Origin of the sequence: Paenibacillus sp. VTT E-133291 (assembly GCF_002264395.1) — a bacterium.
Classification (GTDB): Bacteria; Bacillota; Bacilli; order Paenibacillales; family Paenibacillaceae; genus Paenibacillus_AQ; species Paenibacillus_AQ nitricinens.
On the sequence record NZ_NFVA01000010.1, the window covers coordinates 39,478 to 57,911 of the forward strand.

Annotated in this window: 17 protein-coding genes; 9 read left to right on the plus strand and 8 right to left on the minus strand. The window is 38.5% G+C overall.

All coding sequences use genetic code 11. The annotated features are described in order from the left end of the window. Positions 1–18 precede the first annotated feature (18 nt). The 5 genes from CA598_RS06750 to CA598_RS06770 all read right to left on the minus strand — a co-directional run bounded on the left by CA598_RS06750 (position 19) and on the right by CA598_RS06770 (position 7,971). The gene (locus CA598_RS06750) at positions 19–963 is read right to left on the minus strand and encodes a Kiwa anti-phage protein KwaB-like domain-containing protein (RefSeq protein ID WP_094876005.1); all 945 of its coding nucleotides are present in this window, start codon (positions 961–963) and stop codon (positions 19–21) included. Position 964: 1 nt separating this feature from the next. Continuing rightward, on the minus strand, positions 965–1,528 hold the full coding sequence (gene kwaA, locus CA598_RS06755) for an anti-phage protein KwaA (RefSeq protein WP_094876006.1): 564 nt from the start codon (positions 1,526–1,528) through the stop codon (positions 965–967). Between the two features lie 136 nt (positions 1,529–1,664). Then, positions 1,665–4,691, minus strand: coding sequence for a type I restriction endonuclease subunit R (locus tag CA598_RS06760; protein WP_094876007.1), 3,027 nt, complete (start codon positions 4,689–4,691; stop codon positions 1,665–1,667). Next, a complete protein-coding gene (locus CA598_RS06765) occupies positions 4,688–6,004 on the minus strand; it encodes a restriction endonuclease subunit S (protein WP_094876008.1) in 1,317 nt (438 codons plus the stop codon). The genes CA598_RS06760 and CA598_RS06765 overlap by 4 nt, the downstream gene beginning before the upstream one ends. Next, positions 6,001–7,971 (minus strand): type I restriction-modification system subunit M, encoded by a 1,971-nt coding sequence (locus CA598_RS06770; protein WP_094876009.1) that lies wholly within the window; start codon positions 7,969–7,971, stop codon positions 6,001–6,003. Before CA598_RS06770 ends, CA598_RS06765 begins: the two co-directional genes overlap by 4 nt. Before the next feature lie 196 nt (positions 7,972–8,167). Between CA598_RS06770 and CA598_RS06775 the strand changes: the two genes are divergently transcribed. Together CA598_RS06775 and CA598_RS06780 are read left to right on the plus strand one after the other, a co-directional pair. Next, a complete protein-coding gene (locus CA598_RS06775; protein WP_094876010.1) occupies positions 8,168–8,395 on the plus strand; it encodes a hypothetical protein in 228 nt (75 codons plus the stop codon). A gap of 32 nt (positions 8,396–8,427) precedes the next feature. Further along, positions 8,428–8,760: a hypothetical protein gene (locus CA598_RS06780; RefSeq protein WP_094876011.1), complete on the plus strand. Its 333-nt coding sequence runs from the start codon at positions 8,428–8,430 to the stop codon at positions 8,758–8,760. 36 nt (positions 8,761–8,796) lie between these two features. Here CA598_RS06780 and CA598_RS06785 read toward each other — a convergent pair whose 3' ends face one another. Together CA598_RS06785 and CA598_RS06790 are read right to left on the minus strand one after the other, a co-directional pair. After that, on the minus strand, positions 8,797–10,596 hold the full coding sequence (locus tag CA598_RS06785) for a recombinase family protein (RefSeq protein ID WP_094876012.1): 1,800 nt from the start codon (positions 10,594–10,596) through the stop codon (positions 8,797–8,799). A 223-nt stretch (positions 10,597–10,819) separates the two neighbouring features. Continuing rightward, complete coding sequence (locus tag CA598_RS06790; protein ID WP_094876013.1) at positions 10,820–11,122, minus strand: hypothetical protein; 303 nt, start codon at positions 11,120–11,122, stop codon at positions 10,820–10,822. 172 nt (positions 11,123–11,294) lie between these two features. On the opposite strand from CA598_RS06790, the gene CA598_RS06795 reads away from it, so the two are divergent. The 7 genes from CA598_RS06795 (at position 11,295) to CA598_RS06825 (ending at position 16,532) form a co-directional block, all read left to right on the plus strand. After that, a complete protein-coding gene (locus CA598_RS06795) occupies positions 11,295–12,128 on the plus strand; it encodes a hypothetical protein (RefSeq protein ID WP_094876014.1) in 834 nt (277 codons plus the stop codon). Then, complete coding sequence (locus CA598_RS06800) at positions 12,112–12,501, plus strand: hypothetical protein (protein ID WP_094876015.1); 390 nt, start codon at positions 12,112–12,114, stop codon at positions 12,499–12,501. Before CA598_RS06795 ends, CA598_RS06800 begins: the two co-directional genes overlap by 17 nt. Positions 12,502–12,772: 271 nt before the next feature. Then, on the plus strand, positions 12,773–12,967 hold the full coding sequence (locus tag CA598_RS33435; RefSeq protein ID WP_373455810.1) for a recombinase family protein: 195 nt from the start codon (positions 12,773–12,775) through the stop codon (positions 12,965–12,967). A 128-nt stretch (positions 12,968–13,095) separates the two neighbouring features. Then, the gene (locus CA598_RS06810) at positions 13,096–13,383 is read left to right on the plus strand and encodes a helix-turn-helix domain-containing protein (protein WP_094876017.1); all 288 of its coding nucleotides are present in this window, start codon (positions 13,096–13,098) and stop codon (positions 13,381–13,383) included. Next, on the plus strand, positions 13,383–13,781 hold the full coding sequence (locus tag CA598_RS06815; protein ID WP_094876018.1) for a hypothetical protein: 399 nt from the start codon (positions 13,383–13,385) through the stop codon (positions 13,779–13,781). Before CA598_RS06810 ends, CA598_RS06815 begins: the two co-directional genes overlap by 1 nt. A gap of 280 nt (positions 13,782–14,061) precedes the next feature. Next, positions 14,062–16,215: a hypothetical protein gene (locus CA598_RS06820; RefSeq protein WP_094876019.1), complete on the plus strand. Its 2,154-nt coding sequence runs from the start codon at positions 14,062–14,064 to the stop codon at positions 16,213–16,215. A 23-nt stretch (positions 16,216–16,238) separates the two neighbouring features. Further along, positions 16,239–16,532: a helix-turn-helix domain-containing protein gene (locus CA598_RS06825; RefSeq protein WP_094876020.1), complete on the plus strand. Its 294-nt coding sequence runs from the start codon at positions 16,239–16,241 to the stop codon at positions 16,530–16,532. 774 nt (positions 16,533–17,306) lie between these two features. On the opposite strand, the gene CA598_RS06835 is transcribed toward CA598_RS06825, so the two are convergent. Further along, positions 17,307–18,272 (minus strand): HNH endonuclease, encoded by a 966-nt coding sequence (locus CA598_RS06835; RefSeq protein ID WP_094876022.1) that lies wholly within the window; start codon positions 18,270–18,272, stop codon positions 17,307–17,309. Between the last annotated feature and the right edge of the window lie 162 nt (positions 18,273–18,434).

The window sequence follows — 18,434 nt, forward strand, 5'->3', positions numbered from 1 at the left end:
GGTCCTCCTTTACGCATATTACCTACTTCTTCTTTTAGAAGACGCCTCATAACGATTAGTTGTTGCCTCTGAGCGAAGGTAATCATCATTCAAAGCTTTCAAAAAAACGAACGCATTCTCTTTTGTTAGATTGAATTTCCGGTTTTGATTGTCTATGGTAATACCTAATGTATAGTTTTGAATCGTTGCGCTAATTTGTTCAAAACCCATTACATCTATTAGTTGATTTCTTGAAATGGCAGCTAACTTTCGTTTCTTACGGGAATCTGTCCCTACAAATAGGGTTAACTCAGCAATATCAATGAAATCATGCGTAGCGGCTATCTGTTGTAGTGCCATGCCTGATGCCGTTTCGTAATGGTCATCGAACCCAAATAAACTCTCAAAGTTGTTATTCTGTAAGATAACCAGTTCATCCTCGAAACAAAACCCGTCAATTTTACCATCAATTTGAAAGACAGTTGAATCAATTTCCGAAAACCTCCCCGCTCGGAAGAACAAAGCATCAAACGAGCCGCCTTTTAATACCTTTCCATTACTGTATTTGCGGTAGAAGATAACGTGGTGATTACCAAATTGTATTTTAACCGCATAAGCCCAAAGGTATTTAAAGAATTCCTCGTCCATATCAACAATCTGCGGCGTATTTAATGCATTTACTATTTGGTTGTTTATGTAATCCGCATTCACCACTTCATTAGTCGGTATATATTGAAAGCATTCACTTGTGTCCAAATTAATATCGTAGGGTACTATCTCTGCTGTAGACTCGATGAGTTTGTTGAGATGATAAGTAAACAACGATATAAATGCAGTTGAGACGACATCGTTACTCTCAGCACGATGAACACAGTAAGGTTCGTCTCTTCGTTTATCTTTTGAGATCATAAATAAGTGAGCACGCGTATTTTGCGCGGCTTCCAAATCTATACGCAGTTGCGTTAATTCACCGATAGTCGCCATTTCATTTCACTCCTAGATATATATTGTCTTGTATAGAATAAAGATTGATTTTAGCGCCATTTGAAATGGAGGCTTTTGTGATGACGATATGGTTATCGTTTAGCAAATAAATGTGGAAACCAAACACATTTAATAGTGGATTGATGTAGAATATGTTGGCATTAACATAAACAATGGTCAGAATAATCATGAGTAATATAAATGATATCAAGTCGTTAAGCTTGTCTGTTTTAAACGAAGCAAAAGGGATTAAATATGTTGCAATATAGTTGAGTACATCGCTATTTTTTGTGGCTACCTGTGTAATTGTCAGTTCGTGAGACCCATAACGTTTGCATCGGGTAAGAACGATAACGAGAATGACGTTTGGCACAATGCAAATGATGAGGAACACCAAAAAAAGTGTATTATTGGTGAAAACCCGATCTAATTCATATATGGAAATAGCGATTTGCTTCCAAGTCAACTTTTGAAGGTAATCAAAATTAATCAGTTGCGTGCACAATACGAGAAATAGAGGCGAAATGGAACTAAAAAACAACGTAGCTCGGACCCACGAACGCATGTTTCCTCCTCCTTTTTTATAGTGCTTTTTAACTATACAATATTACCCATTTATGTTCCACATCATTTTTAACAGCATATCTTTTTTTCGACTGACACAAAAAAATCGCCGCATCTGCATGCGGCGATTTTCTGATTTAGTCTTTTTTAAGCAAATTATAGACGATTTTCCCAACGGCTTCACTGATCATCTTGCATCCTTCATCGCTTGTCGATACAAATTGAACCAACTTGTTTAACTGATCGTTTTCATTCTCAAGTTGTTCTTTTTGCTCTTCAAAGGAATCGACAATACCATCGATGAATTGATTTTCGAATGGATATTTGAAGTCATCATACGAATTGTTGACGACTTGCTCTTTCATCCCTGGTGTGCTGACAAATTTTTCAGCCACTTCATAAAGCTGACCGCTGATGATTTCGCCATCCAAGTTTGTGCCGAAGAGCTCATTGATCTGTTTGACGATTTCAGATAAATATTTATAATCATCTTGTTTTTTACCACCTGCACCAGATCCTCCGGTAAGAGGGGCTGATGTGCCTTTTTCAAGTTCGATCTGACCTTCTTCTACTTTCTTAATCCGGTAATACTCTAGGTCCACTAAATCTTCGTCAAGCGACCATCCCGTTTTCCCAAGTGGGTCGCTGATTTTTTTATAGAATAAGCGAATGAAAGCAAAATATTGTTTCATATCTTCTTCATATTCTACGAGCTGCGAAAGAAATAAATATAGCGATACAAATCGCTTCATGAGTGCTTTAACATCGTCTTGTTGATCAGCTGAGAGCGCCTTATAGCGCTTCTCAGGCGTTTGTAAGATTTTATACAGCTTGGCTTGATCGGAACTGGTTTGCTTCGCCTTGGGCTGAAAGAAGACATCACAGAACGCTTGGATCTCGTTGTCTTCATAAATTCTTGTCTCATCAAGTTCCCGGCGATACGCATACAGCAAATTGGGATCTGTTTCTTCGTCAATTTCCGTTTTTTCATAATAAGGTTGAAATGCTTTTTTGATCACTTCACGATCGTTAACAAAATCAAGTATAAACGTGTCTGTTTTTTCCGGATGTGTTCGGTTTAAGCGCGAAAGCGTCTGCACCGCTTTGATGCCGGTTAATTTCTTATCGACGTACATGGTATGAAGTAGAGGCTGGTCAAAGCCGGTTTGATACTTATCGGCGACAATCATGATTTTGTATTCATCTTCATCAAACACTTCGGCTGTCGCCGTATCAGGAAACCCGTTCATCCCAGCTTCGGTTACGACTTCGTCAAATTCAACGTCTTCGACTTTACCGGAGAAGGCGACTAGCACCCGAAGATCGGTATACGCTTTTTGCGCTAGATAGGCTTTAAACGCATCCATGTAACGCTTGGCATGAAGACGAGAAGAAGTAACGACCATCGCTTTTGCTTGCCCACCGATTTTATCTTTCGTGAATGAACGGAAATGTTCGATTATGATTTCGGCTTTTTGTGACAAGTTTGTTGGATGAAGGGAGACGAAGCGGGCAATCGCCCTTTTCGCCTTTTTGCTGTCTACTTCCGGATCATCCGTAATCGATTTCGTGATTTTAAAATAGGTATCGTATGTGACATAATGTTTGAGCACATCATGGATGAAGCCTTCTTCGATCGCTTGACGCATGGAATAAAGATGGAACGCTTCGTACTCGTCATCTTCGTTCTTGTTACCAAACGTCTGCATCGTCTTTTTCTTCGGCGTTGCCGTAAAAGCGAAGAGACTTAAGTTTTGACGGCGTTCATACGCCGCAAGCACTTCTGCAATCTGATCATCGACATCGAGTAGATCCTCGCCACGTTCATCGACGCTTTCCGCTTCCTCGAGCGATTTATAGGTTAACATGTCTTTCATTTTCGTTGATGTCATACCGGTTTGAGAACTATGCGCTTCATCCATAATGATCGCATACTTTGAGTTATGAGGCATACCGTTTAACTTGCCCATCACAAATGGAAATTTTTGAAGCGTCGTAACGATTACCTTTGCACCTCGGCTAAGCGCCTCCGCAAGCTGGGTTGACCCTTTATCAATGTAAGCGACAAATCCAGGCGTGGAGTCAAACTGCCGAATCGTATCTTGAATTTGGGAATCGAGGACAATCCGATCCGTAATCACAACGACGGTATTAAAGATCGCTTTTCCGCTGGCGTCAGCGAGCGAAGCGAGACGGTGTGCCGTCCATGCGATCGTGTTGCTTTTACCACTACCAGCCGAGTGTTGGATTAGATAACGATTGCCAGCTCCGTTGGCGAAGACATGGTTTGCGATTTTACGAACCGCATCGAGCTGATGATAACGCGGGAAAATGAGTTGCTTCTTTTTCTTTTTTTTATCTTTTTTGTTTTCTTCAATTTTTAGTTCGATAAATCGCTGTAAAATATCAAACAAACTATCTTTTTGCAGTATTTCGTCCCATAAATAAGTGGTTTTATATCCGGTCTCGTGTTCGGGATTACCTTTTCCAAATCCATCACCTTTGTTAAAAGGAAGAAAGTAGGTCTTTTCTTTTTTAAGTTCTGTCGTCATATGTATTTCGTCGGTATCGAGCGCGAAGTGTACGAGCGAACGCTCGTTAAAACGGAAGATCGGCTCCGACGGGTCTCGATCATGTTTGTATTGATGTATAGCATTTTCCCATGTTTGCGACGTCAGCGGATTTTTGAGTTCCATGGTGATGATAGGGAAACCATTTACATCGATAACGACATCAAGGGAATTATTGTTTTTGTTGCTGTAATGGACTTGACGTGTAACAGACAGTCGATTCTTTTGATAATTCGCTATCGCGTCCGGGTTGAAATCATTATCCGGCTTCATATAAAACATTCGTAGCTCAATCCCGCGGTCTTTGTATTTACCTTGCGCGCTATCGCGAAGGAAACCAATTAATCCCTTGGGATGCGTTTGGATTGCTCGAGTGATGGAATGGATAACGCTGTTTTCAACGGATACACCGTAAATGCTTTGAAGTGCAACCCAATGTTTGGGTTGGGTTTCTTGCAGAAACCGGATCAAGCGATTTTTAAACAGCCCTAGAGGTGCATCAAATTCAGCAGGGTTACCTTTTAGGTATCCCTGCTGAATGAGTGCCTGCTCAATGGCAGTTTCAAACACAATTTCACGATAATCGATGGTCACATAGTAACCCCCTTTACATATTCACGTACATCAATTTTTCCTGTAACAGCTTCACTTATAAGTGCTTGGCGATATTCTTGAAGTTTTTCGATTTGTTGTTCAATTTTACTTATTAACTGATCATACTTTTTTGCTTCTTTTTCAAGAAAGTTAACGATTTGTTGCTGCTCCTCAATAGTAGGGAAAGCGATTTTTATATTACAAATCCGACCTGTATCTAAATGTGGATGTAATGCACCAGTACGATAAGATAATAAAGTGTTTTTTCCATGATTAGATTGAAAATACCATGTTAAGTATTCTCCTAATCCGATATGCTGTCGCAATCTTACAATTATAAGTGCATGACAATTACAGCCCTCGTACTCTGTGGTAACCACTGAGCATTGCCCTATTTCTGCACCTGTTTGTACAAATAAAACATCGCCTTTTCTCAAGATGGATTTTGATTGTTTTTTACTCCATTCTTTATCTACAAAATAATGCTTTCTATCGAACAATATTTTTCCATTTTTTATATGCATAGATTGGAGATATCTCACACCATCTTCCACCAAGATGTCTCTTGTTGGACCAACATAACCATTCGTCATTTTTTCAGCAGCAATTCCCAGCAGCATAGTTTTCCAATTACTTGGTATTTCGCCCAACCACTCAATTCCCGAATCCTTCATGGGTGCTTCGCGGTTCAAACCTTTGGTTACAGCTTCTTCTATCAAGGATTGACGTTTTTCTTGCAAAAGCTCGACGAGTTTTTGTTGTTTATTGACTAGATTATCTATTTTTTTAGTTTGTTTATCTAGGAAGTTTACAATTGCTATTTGTTCATTTTTAGGGGGAATATATATATCCAAAGTTTTTAGTAATGAAATTGACAAACCTTCCCTATGTCCGTCTCCAACCAATCCTCTGATTTCTTTGTATCTCGAATCAAGTTGATAATACAAATAAGTAGGATGTAGTTTATCTTCTTTACAAATAAATGCAGCTAGTGATTGATTGCAGGTGGATTGAACTTTTAACACTGCAACCATTCCTTTTGTTTTGCCTTGACCGTTCAACGCCATTAATATCGAATTCGCAGGAAGCATAGTAGCATTCGAATTATTCAAACCATCTACAGTAATTTTGTTATCTACTTCAAAAATTACTTTTTTATTTACTTCACCTGATGAGAGCCAATTAATTGTTCCATTCTCCCAATATGTTAGATTGTCTCTACTTGGGGTACCTCCAGTTTTAATATAAGTGTAATAATTTATTTTTCCAACAACCCAGTGATTGGGGTGCTTGATATTGATACTATTTTTCAAGATAATACCCCCTTGATCAAATCAAGGATTTCATTTTCCAACGTTTTTATTTCATTATTAATTTCTTGTGCCGAACGCAGCTCCTGATACTTATAAAAATGTCGAGTAAAAGGTATTTCATATCCTACTTTGCCTACCCCACCATCCTTATCATCTCGCACATCCATATTAATCCAAGCATCTTCCACATGTGGAAGAACTTCGGTATTAAAGTAATCATAAATATCTTGCTTCAGGGGAACACTTTCAAAATCTCGCAACTCGGAGTCAGCCTCTTTATTGCCTTTACCATCCAGACAAATATCTGCCGTTTCATCACGTTCGGCTAGTGCCGATAAAAGAGCTTTAAAGATAGGCGGTTTAATGGTAAGCATCTTTTGCTTGAAGCTTTTCTTTAAGGCTTTTTCAAATTCATCCCGATTGAGATATAGTTTATCGGCATCCATTTCCTTCAAAACGGCTTTGATTTGCTCCTTTTCGCCTTCGCCAAGCTTGGCAAATGATGTTTGCGAAGATAGTCGTTCTATCCGATCAAGCGAAGCCCGGAAATTCAGTCGCAGCGGTCGCTCAATCGTAATCCGGCGGTAGCCGAAATCTTCGTTATCGAAAACTTTGCAGTCTTCGCCTTCGGCGAAGTAACTGTAGAGTTTGATGATTTCATTAATATGTTCTTCGCCAAGCTCATTTCGCTTACTACCAAGGCTTTTGCGCATTTTCTGATACTTATCAACGGCATTGATAAGCTGTACTTTGCCGCGGCGATCAGCCTGCTTGTGATTACTAAGCACCCAAATGTACGTTGAAATGCCAGTGTTATAAAAAAGATCCGTAGGGAGTGCAATAATCGCTTCGAGCAAGTCGTTTTCAATGATCCAGCGACGAATTTCGCTCTCACCTGAGGCTGCGCCTCCGGTGAATAGCGGGCTGCCGTTTAGAACGATAGCTATTCGACCTTCACCTGGTTTCATTTTGGAAATCATGTGCTGCAAGAAAAGAAGAGACCCATCGCTAACACGAGGCAATCCGGCGCCAAAGCGACCATTAAACCCTTGTTTTTGATGTTCATCGGTAATATCTTTTTGCGTTTTCTTCCAGTCCACGCCAAATGGCGGATTTGATAGGAAGTAATGAAACTCTTCGTTTTCAAGTCCATCTTGGGTAAAACTATTGCCAAGTTTGATATTCGAGACATTCAGCCCTTTAAGTAGCATGTCGGACTTGCAAATCGCATAAGATTCCCCATTTAATTCTTGCCCGAACACTTCAACGTTCATCGATGGGTTCAGTTTACGTAGGTATTCGTACGCTACCGCAAGCATTCCGCCCGTACCGCATGCTGGATCGTAGATCTTACGTACCACTTTTTCACCGGTGAGTGCCGCTGCGTCCGCTTCAAAGAGCACGTTAACCATAAGCTGGATGACTTCGCGCGGCGTAAAATGCTCCCCGGCAGTTTCATTGGATTGCTCCGAAAAACGACGAATGAGTTCTTCGAATATGTAGCCCATTTCGATATTGCTAACTAAGTTTGGGTGAAGGTCAATTTTAAGCATTTCTTCAAGTACATTGAAAAGGATATTACCTTCTTGGAGTTTATTGATTTGCGCTTCAAAATCAAAGTATCGAATGATTTCACGTGCATTTTCGGAGAACCCTTGTACATATTGCTTGATGTTATCCCCAAGCATCCCAGGGAAATCACGCATGGAGCGCATGGTAAAGGTACTCGTATTATAGAATTTGGATCCCGAAGCTCGTTCTAGCATCCGTTGTTGGACTGTCGTCAATGGCTCTGCCATGTTCTTATAGTTGTCGAGCACCTTATCTTTGGTATCCTCTAAGGCACAATCGAGTCGTCGTAACACCGTAAACGGCAAGATTACTTTGCCGTAATCCGATTGTTTATAATCACCGCGAAGTAGTTCAGCGATGTTCCATATTAAACTGACTTTATCTGAAAAATTCATGTAAACTCCCCTTTTCACATCTGGTTGTAATTCCTATGAGAATTCTATATAGATACATAGGTTTCCTTCAATGGAGCAGAAACGACACCATTCAACATTATATCAGAAGCCCTAGGAAATAAGGATACTAAGAAAATATTGAATGTGATATATTCGAACTACGCTCTAATTAACCAAAGCGAAAGGGGTAACTATTATGACAAGTACAATCACTAAATGTTTAAGCGTAGATGGTGGATATTATCTAGAGGGACTGATCTCTAATAGGAATGAGGACGGTTGGGCGATTTGGACAGCAACGTTAGATCTCGACTTGAACATTGTTGAATTTGCTCCCGAATCTTTGACAAGTGATGAGATAGCATCTATAAAATTAGTAATAATAAAATACCGGACGAAAATAGTGTCAGGAGGTTTTGTTTAAAGGAGGGGATACCACTGAAAAGAAAAGTAATTATGTCGACTGGTTCTGAAATGTTCGATGATTCTATTGAGGAACGATCTGATATCATTGATGTTGTTGCGATCTTCAAAAACATTGATGCTTTATATCAAGGTTTACTACATCATCAACAGGTAGAAATCATCGTTTTATCTAGTTTTATTACAAACTCTATCGAAGAAATGAAAAGTGTTATTGAATTTATTGAAAAAACGAATCCTAAATTAAAAATTATATTACTGTTAAATGAGGATTACGGAAATCATATCCATTTACAAAACCCAAATATAAAAAAACTAACCGGAAAATTCACCTACAGTGAATTTGAAGCGTTATTTCTAACATAAAAAAATGGGATAGCAATTCGCTATCCCATTTTTTTATTATAAACGCTCACCGGCAATCATTTTCAAAGCTTTATCAAACTCGAATTTGGTTTTCTTATCCATGCTACTTGGATCGTAACCCTCTGGAATATTGGCTGAACTTCCTCCGAAAGGTCTTAAGAACATATCCTTTAGTAATTGCGAAAAAGGCACGTCCATGTAATTCCAAAGCACGCGGATATTTTTTTCCGAAGCAGCAAGGGTGACAATTTCGATTCTCGACACGAGTCTTCTAAGGATATTATTCGTTAATGCTTCCGTATCAATTTGAACCAATGCTTTCATAAAAGCTTGGTGTCGTAATTTGATTTGTGCGACTTCAACATCCAAGTAGTTCAATCGGTCATGTTCTTTTTTCAAAATTGAAAGGTTCTCTTTCGCGTGTCCATTAAACGTGTGAAACTGTTCGTCCGTTAAAATCTCCTTCGCAACCAGCCTCAGATTGGTTTGAATCTCTTCATTTTTTTCAGCCATTTGTTTTTCCAAGTGCACCAGTCGCTGCGGAATATTCTCTTCGTGATAATACAGCGAAAGATAGCTATCTAATAGTGCATCAAATTGGGTATGATTCTTTTTTTCAAACTCAATTTTATTTTTGATAAAGTCGATCATCGCTTCTTCCGGTATCGCGCTACGATAAGCACATCTCAAGTTCCCATACATATCATTGATTGCGCAACACCATTCATACCCCAGATCTTTCGAAGTACCATCTTTTCGTATATGTGCTTTTCTTTTTTTTCGTTTTAAGGACGTCCCGCAGTGATGGCAATATAACAGATTACTAAATAAATGAACCGTGCTGTACCTGGTTTTGGACCGATGCAACTTACGTTTTAATGTGGTTTCGATTTCTCCGTCATCGTTTACCGTCTTTTCTTCGATAAATGAAACCGTTCCAAACATTTCCTTGCGCTTTTTTCTTTCGATTTGGACAAGTTGAAAGAACTCGGGCTCTATGATTTTTAAATGATCAAACTGATGCACAATTTGTTCCTCTTTGGGAATCAACTTTTGAAGTTGTCGATTGATATCAACGGTTTGTTTGGTATGTGTCGTTTGAATGCCTGTATAAATATCGTTATCTAAGATCGTTGATAACTGTTTTTGTGACCACTGTTTACCTTTTTTCGTTGGAATGGCATCGCTATTCAAAAGTCTACAGATTCTACCCGTACCAAATCCTTGCGTGTAATATTGATCAAAGATCCGTTTTACGAGTTCCGCTTCGACGCCATTAATAACAAGGAATCCGTTCTTAATGTTGTAGCCGTAAGGCGGCGTTCCCGTGGTCCATTTCCCTTGTCTTTGCGCTTTTCGAATACCGAATTGCACAATATAAGATCGGTTATTGGATTCCTCTTGCGCTAGTGCTGCAAATAAATTAATCATAAATTCCTTTGAATTATCGAGCGAATTAATTTTCAAATCCAAGAAGTAGATACCAATACCGAGTTCCTTCAAATCCTTCACTGCTTTTGCTGTATCTTCTACGTTCCGCCCAAAACGTGAAACGGATTTGGTCACGATGAGATCGAACTTACCAGCCTTCGCTTCAATCATCATCTGCTTAAACGCTTCGCGTTTACGCAAGTTCTTGCCTGATATTCCTTCGTCTGCAAATACGCCTTGCAGCACTTCTTTATCTCCATTTTTGCGGCACAAGACACCGCAATCTCCTTTTTGATAGTTTTGCTCCTTAAAATACTCATCAAAGAAGCTTAATTGATTGCCTAACGAGTTCAACTGATCATCGGAATCGGTCGACACGCGTCCATAAGCGACTGTCACTGTCATTTATTCACGCTCCTTCCCTATGTCATGTAGTATTGCCACAATCGCCACATCATACCAAGAGCATATTTTTTTCGTCAAAAGGGATAAGCGTGAGGAAAAACATAATTTAATAATGAAGAAAGATATTTATCGTTAAAAAAAGAGCGTAATCGGAGTTTTTGAAACACAAGATGATACACAAAAGTAAAGCCCCCAAGCATTGGGGGCTTTACTTTTGTTATCTCTAATTTTCTGGAGACAATTCCCTATTATCAAAGATAAAAAGGATTTCTCGACTATCTATTTTAGATGCCTCATATTTGTTAAACTCTGCGATGTCATCCTCTACTTTATTACCGCCTGCTAATACGAACTGGCAGTTCTTCTTTATGTAATAGCTACCGTTTATTTTGACGCTTTTTAATGTCTGTAATTCAATTACGCCACCTTCATCAAGAATGACATCGTGTTGATAAACGGTTATTCGCCACTTGTTCTCGATAGCCGCACTAAAATGGGAGGCTTTAAAAAGCAATCTATTCTTCATTTCGTGAACGCTCCTTTGGTTTTGATACCAATATTCCCCTTCAACCTTACTATAATGAAATGGGTAAATAAAGTATGTATTACTTTTAGTATGTAATACAACCATGTAATACAGTATAAGTGTCATACAATTAGCTCATACTGTAGGTATACGAAAAAAAGGGGCTACTTGTGTGAGAGAAGAAAACGATAATGCAAAGACCATGCAAATTAGATCCGATGTCGAGACGGACAAAGATTTTGATCTACTGCTCAAGCTCAAGCTATCCGGGTGCAAAACCAAAGGCGAGCTGATGAAAAAACTCCTTCAATTGGGTTTCATGGAACAAATCAAAGAACGAAAACTCCAGGAAATAGATATCGAATCGGAAGACATTGCGGGAACATCCATCCTTAAGCTTCAACATTTTTTGGATGGGATTGCAAAAGCTTACGTGGATCTTTACGAAGTGAGCATAGAAAACTTGTTTAACCTGCAAGAAAAGAAACAAGAGGAAATTGCAACACGCAGGAAGGAAAACGATGTGCTGTCACGGCGTGTTCAAGAAATGGAAAAAGAATTAGAAACCGCTAAAGGAAAGGTTTTATCGTTAGAAGACGCTGCAAAAACAAATGCTGAGGTTTTGACATCCTATGAAAATTACAAAAAGCTAACCCAGCCAAAAGTCGAAGAGATTGAGCGCAAGCTCGAAGATTTTGAAGTGGGCAAGAAAGAGGAGCTGGTGCTATTGCAGCAGACCATTCATCGACTACAAGAAGAACTCCGCTTGGAGAAAGACAAAAACAGCGATTATGATCATGCCAATAAGCAATTAATTATTGAATACGAAACGAAGTTATTAGAGGAACGCGGTCGTTCCAGCGAAGCACAAGATAAAATTCGAAAGGACATGCAAGTACAGCTCGATTTGTTGCGCGAACAAATGTGGAAAATGAGAACCGAGAAATCCCCAGGTCCTGGTCGACCGCCTAAGCAAAGAAAGGAATCGGATGATGAGCAAGCGTAAACTCACACAGAAGATGATCTCCCTTAATCAGCAGTGGTGGAAAAAAAGAGATGATCCTGTTGTTTTAAAAAATTTTATGGATTGCTGCTGGGAAATCGGTAAGCACTCCGTAGAGGTCTCGGAATCAGGGCTTCTTATGCTGCGTGATTGGATTTACTCATTTGGGGGGAGTTATACGCGAGTTCATCGGTATCACGTGAGGATTAAGATTGGCGTTGATGTAATCGACTTGAAATTGAACTATCTCGATTTCGAATATTTTGCACTTGTAAACGATAAACTCGAAAAAATGTTTACTAATATTCAAGATGTGAAGCCGTGGCTAAGTACCAGATTTATACCCATATCGTGTCTCACTAACGGTGAATTTTGAGACTCGGTATGGAGTACCTTCTTATCATGAAAAGATGATTATCACAAGCTTCATACCTCGTTTCATAATCAATGTTTCATAGTAATGTAGATTTAACGTTTTTGAAAAACCTTTGAAAGGTGGTGATGTTTATGCAGTATGAAAACTGGACTTTAGAAGAAATTGAAGAGGAAATAAAAAGAGAATCGAGGATCAGCATTTAGAAGAGCTTCAAAGTGACGAATTAAAGGCTGCTGGCGTCGAGGAACGGGAACATTTTATAGAGTAGATAATATGCTCTAAAAAGGAGCGTCCAACCCTTGCGAAGCTACTTGTGTATATACAGTTAGGTGATACGATTATCGTATGGAAGCTGGATCGTATCGGTCGGAGCTTTCCACCACTATTCATTAATTCAAGGACCCCCCTCTTAAACTTTTTAAAAAAGGGCGTTCCCTCTATCACACATGGTATTATTAGTTTTTGAATTAAATACAGACTTAAGTTGACTTAAAAGAGTTAACTTGTATATTTTTCCTCAAAATTGGAAACGCTATAGATATAGCGTTTTTGGGATTTAGTAAAGATCAAAATTATTAGTTGGATAAGAAAGGAATGAATAATATTACAAAAAAAGCCCTAGGATTGGAAAAACGATTTGGACTCTCACCCAACTTGAATAATTCGTATATTGCTGCAATTCCTGATGATGCTCTTTTAACACCAACCGATATATCAAACGTTACAGGACTTTCTACTAGGCAAATCCGAAGATATTGCGAAAGTGGACAACTGCGCACATATTGTTTCGGTCGGAAATACGTCATTTACGGTGTCGATTTTAAAAATTTTATGAAGGATTCTATCGTTCGTGGAAGGACATTGAAGGAGCTAATCAATTAATGTCAAGCTCCGGGTATGAAAAAATCCTTATTTCCTTTTTCAAACATTACAAAGTGTCCTATTACTTGAAAAAACCAAGCATTAAATTTGCATGTCTTCATTGTGGAAATGAATGTAATATAGAAATAAAAACTACTCATTGGAATTGTACCTATTGTAATAACGATGGCAAGCTTCAGCAGCTTATTTCATTAGCCGACTTGTCCAACACTGCAGATAACAAGAAGGTCTATAACCCACGTGACGAGAAGAACAAAATCATAAAAGAACTAACCCGCTTGAATAAAATGTATGGAATTGAAACTACCAAAATGGCAGACCGAATTTCTAAATTGTTCGACCATTTGATTAACGAACTGCAAACTCAAGAAAATTCCAATAAAAGGATCAAAGGCTAAAACATTCCTGGTTTTTTAATTCAGGAATGTTTTTTGCTTTTTATAAAAAAGGATAAAATTACATGTACATAAAAACATATATTGGAAACTTTTATGCATTGTCTTCCAGATTGTTAGAGTCCAATATATAACCATGGAGTTTTTGAACTCCACTTTTTTTCCACGGCTTTCGGACATAAAGGACATAAAGAACTGTTTCTGAGGGTACTTCCGATATGATGCCCTCAAAAAGCAGTCGATTATGTCCATTATGTCCGTTTATTCGAAAGGAGCGATATGCTTGAATCTACCTACAAAACTTGAAATAGAACAACGTCTTAACACGAAATTGTTGGGCGTTACTGATGCTGCCATAATGCTTGGTGTGGTAAATTCCGAGCTACTTCAAATAATAGCAGAAAAGAAGTTTGAATGCGGCTCAACATATTTCGAAATTGGAAAAGATCTTCAACGATTTGGAAAAGGAAAACCTGGATATCCCTACATGTTCAGTCAGAAGAAGATCGAAGAATTGAACTTGAAATATGATTCATTAACAGCAATCAGAAAGGAAATAAACCGTTCTGAGTCGGAGATCATGACGCTTATAAGCTACATTGATCCAGACACTTTATCGAAAATTAGGCTTTCTACACGAAAATGGGATAAGGAATGGTTCTTCCGAAACATTGATCGCTTGGAACAAACCAAGTTTGAAAAATCATCGGTTCGAAACAATACACATAAGGTGTCGACTGATTACTTTTTCGAACACCTTGACAAGAAGCTTCAAAACGATATTCGTAACTTTAGGAAATATCGTTTGAAAAATCATGGAATTTCGTTTGATGGCGTCGATTATGTGAAATCAAAAATCAACAAAAAATCGACTGCCGATTTTCAAATTGCACGATTGATGCGTAACTTGTACAAAATGAAGTGCTATCGAGCAGGAATAAATCCTAACGATGCCGAGTATAAAGCAAAGCTCGAAACTGCCATGGCAAATGGCGATCCTTTGCCAACGAGTCATGATGCTCATTTTCAAAGATTGAATCTTTCTGAAGCACAATTAATGAAGGAAACCATTTTTGACGTTAGGACGCTTGATGAAGCCGATAAAGCGAATTTGTTCATTGGTCTTTCCGAGACAACTCAATTGAATGTTATTCAAATCCTTAGACCGTTTCTCTATTATCAACTGATGCTTGAAGAGGAGGCATACTTTACCGCTTTGGAAGATTCCATGTCAGAAGGCGGGGATACTTCCTTTGATAGCGAGAAGGAGTGGAAGCGAATAAAATTAATGAAAAAGCGTTTCGAACGTTTTCTGAAACAAAATGTCAACCAACGTCCAGTAGCCACTCAACCGAGAAGAAAAGTGTTTGCTACAAGAAAACAATTGGTTGATGTATTCGTAAAGGTGAGCAATTTATCCGCGACACCATTAGTTAATTTGCAACGAGCATGTCAAATTCTCATGGGATTTTTGACAGGAATACGTCCAATTGAGCTAGTTGACATCGAGATTGATAAACACTTAGACGTAGAAAGCGATCCCAATCACGTTGATTTTGGTTATTTGAGAAAATACAAAATCAAAGTATCAGGCGATGATGCAAAGTACGTAAGAACCACACTAGACGATCCTCAAGGTTGGGGGAGGATGTGGATCACAAACGAAATTGCCAAAGGCGGATATAGTCCATCGCCTGATTATGGCACATTAATCGTTCCCAGGTTAATTGATTTCATAAATCTTTATTTGCGGAAATTGTATGAAAAAGCTCCATCGACAAAAGGTAAAGGCTATCTTTTTCGCTCTAGCAGTTACATTATGAATCCTATGGCAAGATACTCCAGCCCTAAAACTTTGACATCTTGGATCTTTAAGGTCAGAAATCAGTTTGAGGGTATCTTAAGTAACGAGGAAGCAGGTAATTTTTCATACTACGAAACACGTCATACCGTTAACAATACGATCGTTAATCGTACGATTTATCCTGATCCGCAAATTAATGAATGGAAGCGAAGAGTCGCGGAGGTTCATTGCCGTCACTCGATGGAAGATAGAGACCCCCACGCCAAAAGCCAAGTAAACGTGGAATACTACCAAGAAAAGACGCCATTAAAATATTATTACTTGGTTTTAAAACACGCCTTGGACTTCCCTTTTAACAAGGAAGAATTGTTGAAATGGGAAGAAACCTATTACCCGAGTGGGGTTGAGCAATCGCTTGATGAACAAACGACTGATAACATTGATGCCAGCCATTCCAACAATGATCAATCGGAAGATGTGCTTGAAATGATCTCCAAACTGGAGGATAAGTTAAATACCCTTCGAGTTCCTCACCAAGCCAAAAGAGTCTTAGGTCTTGAAAAAGAGCAGAGACTTATCGCTTTAACCGAGACAAAGAAAGCGTTAGACAGCCTGAAAAAAGTCGAAAAATGAATTGCTCATGGGGAGAGGGTATCATGAATTACGAACAATTCCTATCACATTGCCAGCGGTTCGGTTTAGATCCGAACTGCTTTTTAATTCCGTTAGCATTATTTATCGATATAGATAATGAAGCACATTATACTACACAAGATATTGCGCATTTGTTAGCTAAAAGCGACAGACAAATTCGGAGATGGTTTGCTACTGGGAAAGTATCTGCTTTAAAAAAGCGTCCCTGGACCTGTACAGGTATTGAGTTTAAGAATTTGTTGTTCGCGGAACACCAGAAGGAGATAATAATACGAATGGAACGTTTTAATGCATAGAAATGGGTTTGTCCCTAAGATCATGAAAATCGACTGAAGGACACCCTTTTTTATTTGTTTTATCGTATGAGGAGAATCAGTTCTTTGGTAGAATGAAAATTCTCCCCCCTTTATATTACCATCTCGGCTGACGCAGTAATATAACAGGTGGCGATTTTGTATCTCTTTCGTGTATTTAAAGCTGGTTTTGCTAATGATATCCATGAATTTGGACGGGAAAGGAAATCCTAGATTATTAGAATCAAAGGAGGCAATAATATGTACAGTATATTCTTGTGGTAAGACGATAATAATTTCCGTTATCAAGAAAATAATACAAAATTATACAAAAGGTAATAAGTCATTGTGTGTAGGAAACACCAAATTAGAAAAGATAAGCGAAGACAGTCAATCTCTCGTATCTGAATACTCCGATGCGTTGAGCAAAAAGATAAAGAAATTCAACCCTTCAAAGCACAAGTGAAGGATTCAGAAAATAGAGCAAGAGAGTCTAGAAAAAGTGGAGGTGCCATTGTAGGTACTTTAAATCCCTTAATAGGTGATCTTTTTTTCCGGCAAGCGTGAGTTATCAATCTCTTTATCGTTAAGTGATTGGTTTCCTTACAGACAATTAATTGTGATTTTAAAAAAACTAAATTAGATACTGTGCTTCCGAAATGCTAAGCAAGCAATAGCAGAATAGTAAATAATGCGTTGGGGCATAGTTTATATTTCAAAAGTTGACCTTAAAAAATGATTTTGAGTAAAGATTGAACATTCTAGAAAAATCTTCTATCATAAGCCCCATTTATTTTCAAAAATTTGTTCGTGCCAAGCCATATAAGTAGCTTCCTTAAGGGAAAGTTCCATTGCCTTTTTTTGCCAGATGTTTGTTAGCATAATGGTATTTTCATTGAGTATTGGCGCATAGCGAATATAACCTTCATTTGTGAAAGTAATCAACTTTTTATCAAACAATGCGTCGTGCATGGAGCAAAGCAATAAAATATTGTAAGGATCCAATCGCTCATTGCTTGACGCGCATTTACTCCAATCTTTAATGTGACTTGCCACAAGAAGCTGAGGTAATTCGATACTGCAAATTCGGCATTTTTTCTGCCGTAACAGTGCTGTTTCTCGCAGTTCTGATGTTTTTAGTCTCGCTGTGATTAAACGCTGTTTTTCGGATTCGGACAGATCTGATTGCTCGATTATTTCAATATCTTTAATAAATGAGAAGTCTTTTAGAACTGGAGGAATGCACCAAGTGTTTTGATCCTTTGGATCAAAACGAAAATATTTTGATGGATCGGTGTGAGAATGCCAGTAATTAATCCCCCATTTGTTATCACGACCACCTTCTTCATCAAAATAAAAATATAGCGCTCCTTGTGGCTCCCCCCCCTCATTAATTGAAAATCCACCTTTTTCAGCCTGTTTTTTTAAATGAACGTTTGGAATTTCAACAATATAACACCACTCTTTAACCCAAGTTTCATTGTGTGTATAAGTGCGGGCAATAATTCCGTGATAATTTTTCACCGTATCGGGTAATTGACTTTCAAAATTTAGTATTTCATCTGTTTTGATATTCGCTGATTCTTTCGGTTTATCCTTAGGTGAATAGTGATTGCGACCTGCGATAAAAATGGCATAATCTGAATTTCCTACACAATTCGTTTTCTCATACGTAATTATCTCGTTGTTTTCATTAAACCACTTTCGGGCTGCTGTCTTAGCAACATCACGCTGAAAAGTCATTTTTTCCCCTCCGTTGTCTTGAAATTCAGATGAACCTATCTTATCAAAGTTTTGCGTAGTGACTTCAGTATGGCTGCGGCACCAATCATAGAAGATGCAGTAACTTCTTGTTGCTCTGTTTGTTGGGGAGTTTGGTTCTTGAGTTTGAACTGTTTGAGTCTT

Bases quoted from the DNA above. Each gene is read 5' to 3' on its own strand.
- CA598_RS06750 (WP_094876005.1), bottom strand. From the start codon at position 963: ATGGCGACTATCGGTGAATTAACGCAACTGCGTATAGATTTGGAAGCC.
- CA598_RS06825 (WP_094876020.1), top strand. From the start codon at position 16,239: ATGAATTACGAACAATTCCTATCACATTGCCAGCGGTTCGGTTTAGAT.
- CA598_RS06815 (WP_094876018.1), top strand. From the start codon at position 13,383: ATGTCAAGCTCCGGGTATGAAAAAATCCTTATTTCCTTTTTCAAACAT.
- CA598_RS06775 (WP_094876010.1), top strand. From the start codon at position 8,168: ATGACAAGTACAATCACTAAATGTTTAAGCGTAGATGGTGGATATTAT.
- CA598_RS06785 (WP_094876012.1), bottom strand. From the start codon at position 10,596: ATGACAGTGACAGTCGCTTATGGACGCGTGTCGACCGATTCCGATGAT.
- CA598_RS06800 (WP_094876015.1), top strand. From the start codon at position 12,112: ATGATGAGCAAGCGTAAACTCACACAGAAGATGATCTCCCTTAATCAG.
- CA598_RS06770 (WP_094876009.1), bottom strand. From the start codon at position 7,971: ATGAATTTTTCAGATAAAGTCAGTTTAATATGGAACATCGCTGAACTA.
- kwaA (WP_094876006.1), bottom strand. From the start codon at position 1,528: ATGCGTTCGTGGGTCCGAGCTACGTTGTTTTTTAGTTCCATTTCGCCT.
- CA598_RS06780 (WP_094876011.1), top strand. From the start codon at position 8,428: ATGTCGACTGGTTCTGAAATGTTCGATGATTCTATTGAGGAACGATCT.
- CA598_RS06835 (WP_094876022.1), bottom strand. From the start codon at position 18,272: ATGACTTTTCAGCGTGATGTTGCTAAGACAGCAGCCCGAAAGTGGTTT.
- CA598_RS06790 (WP_094876013.1), bottom strand. From the start codon at position 11,122: ATGAAGAATAGATTGCTTTTTAAAGCCTCCCATTTTAGTGCGGCTATC.
- CA598_RS06810 (WP_094876017.1), top strand. From the start codon at position 13,096: ATGAATAATATTACAAAAAAAGCCCTAGGATTGGAAAAACGATTTGGA.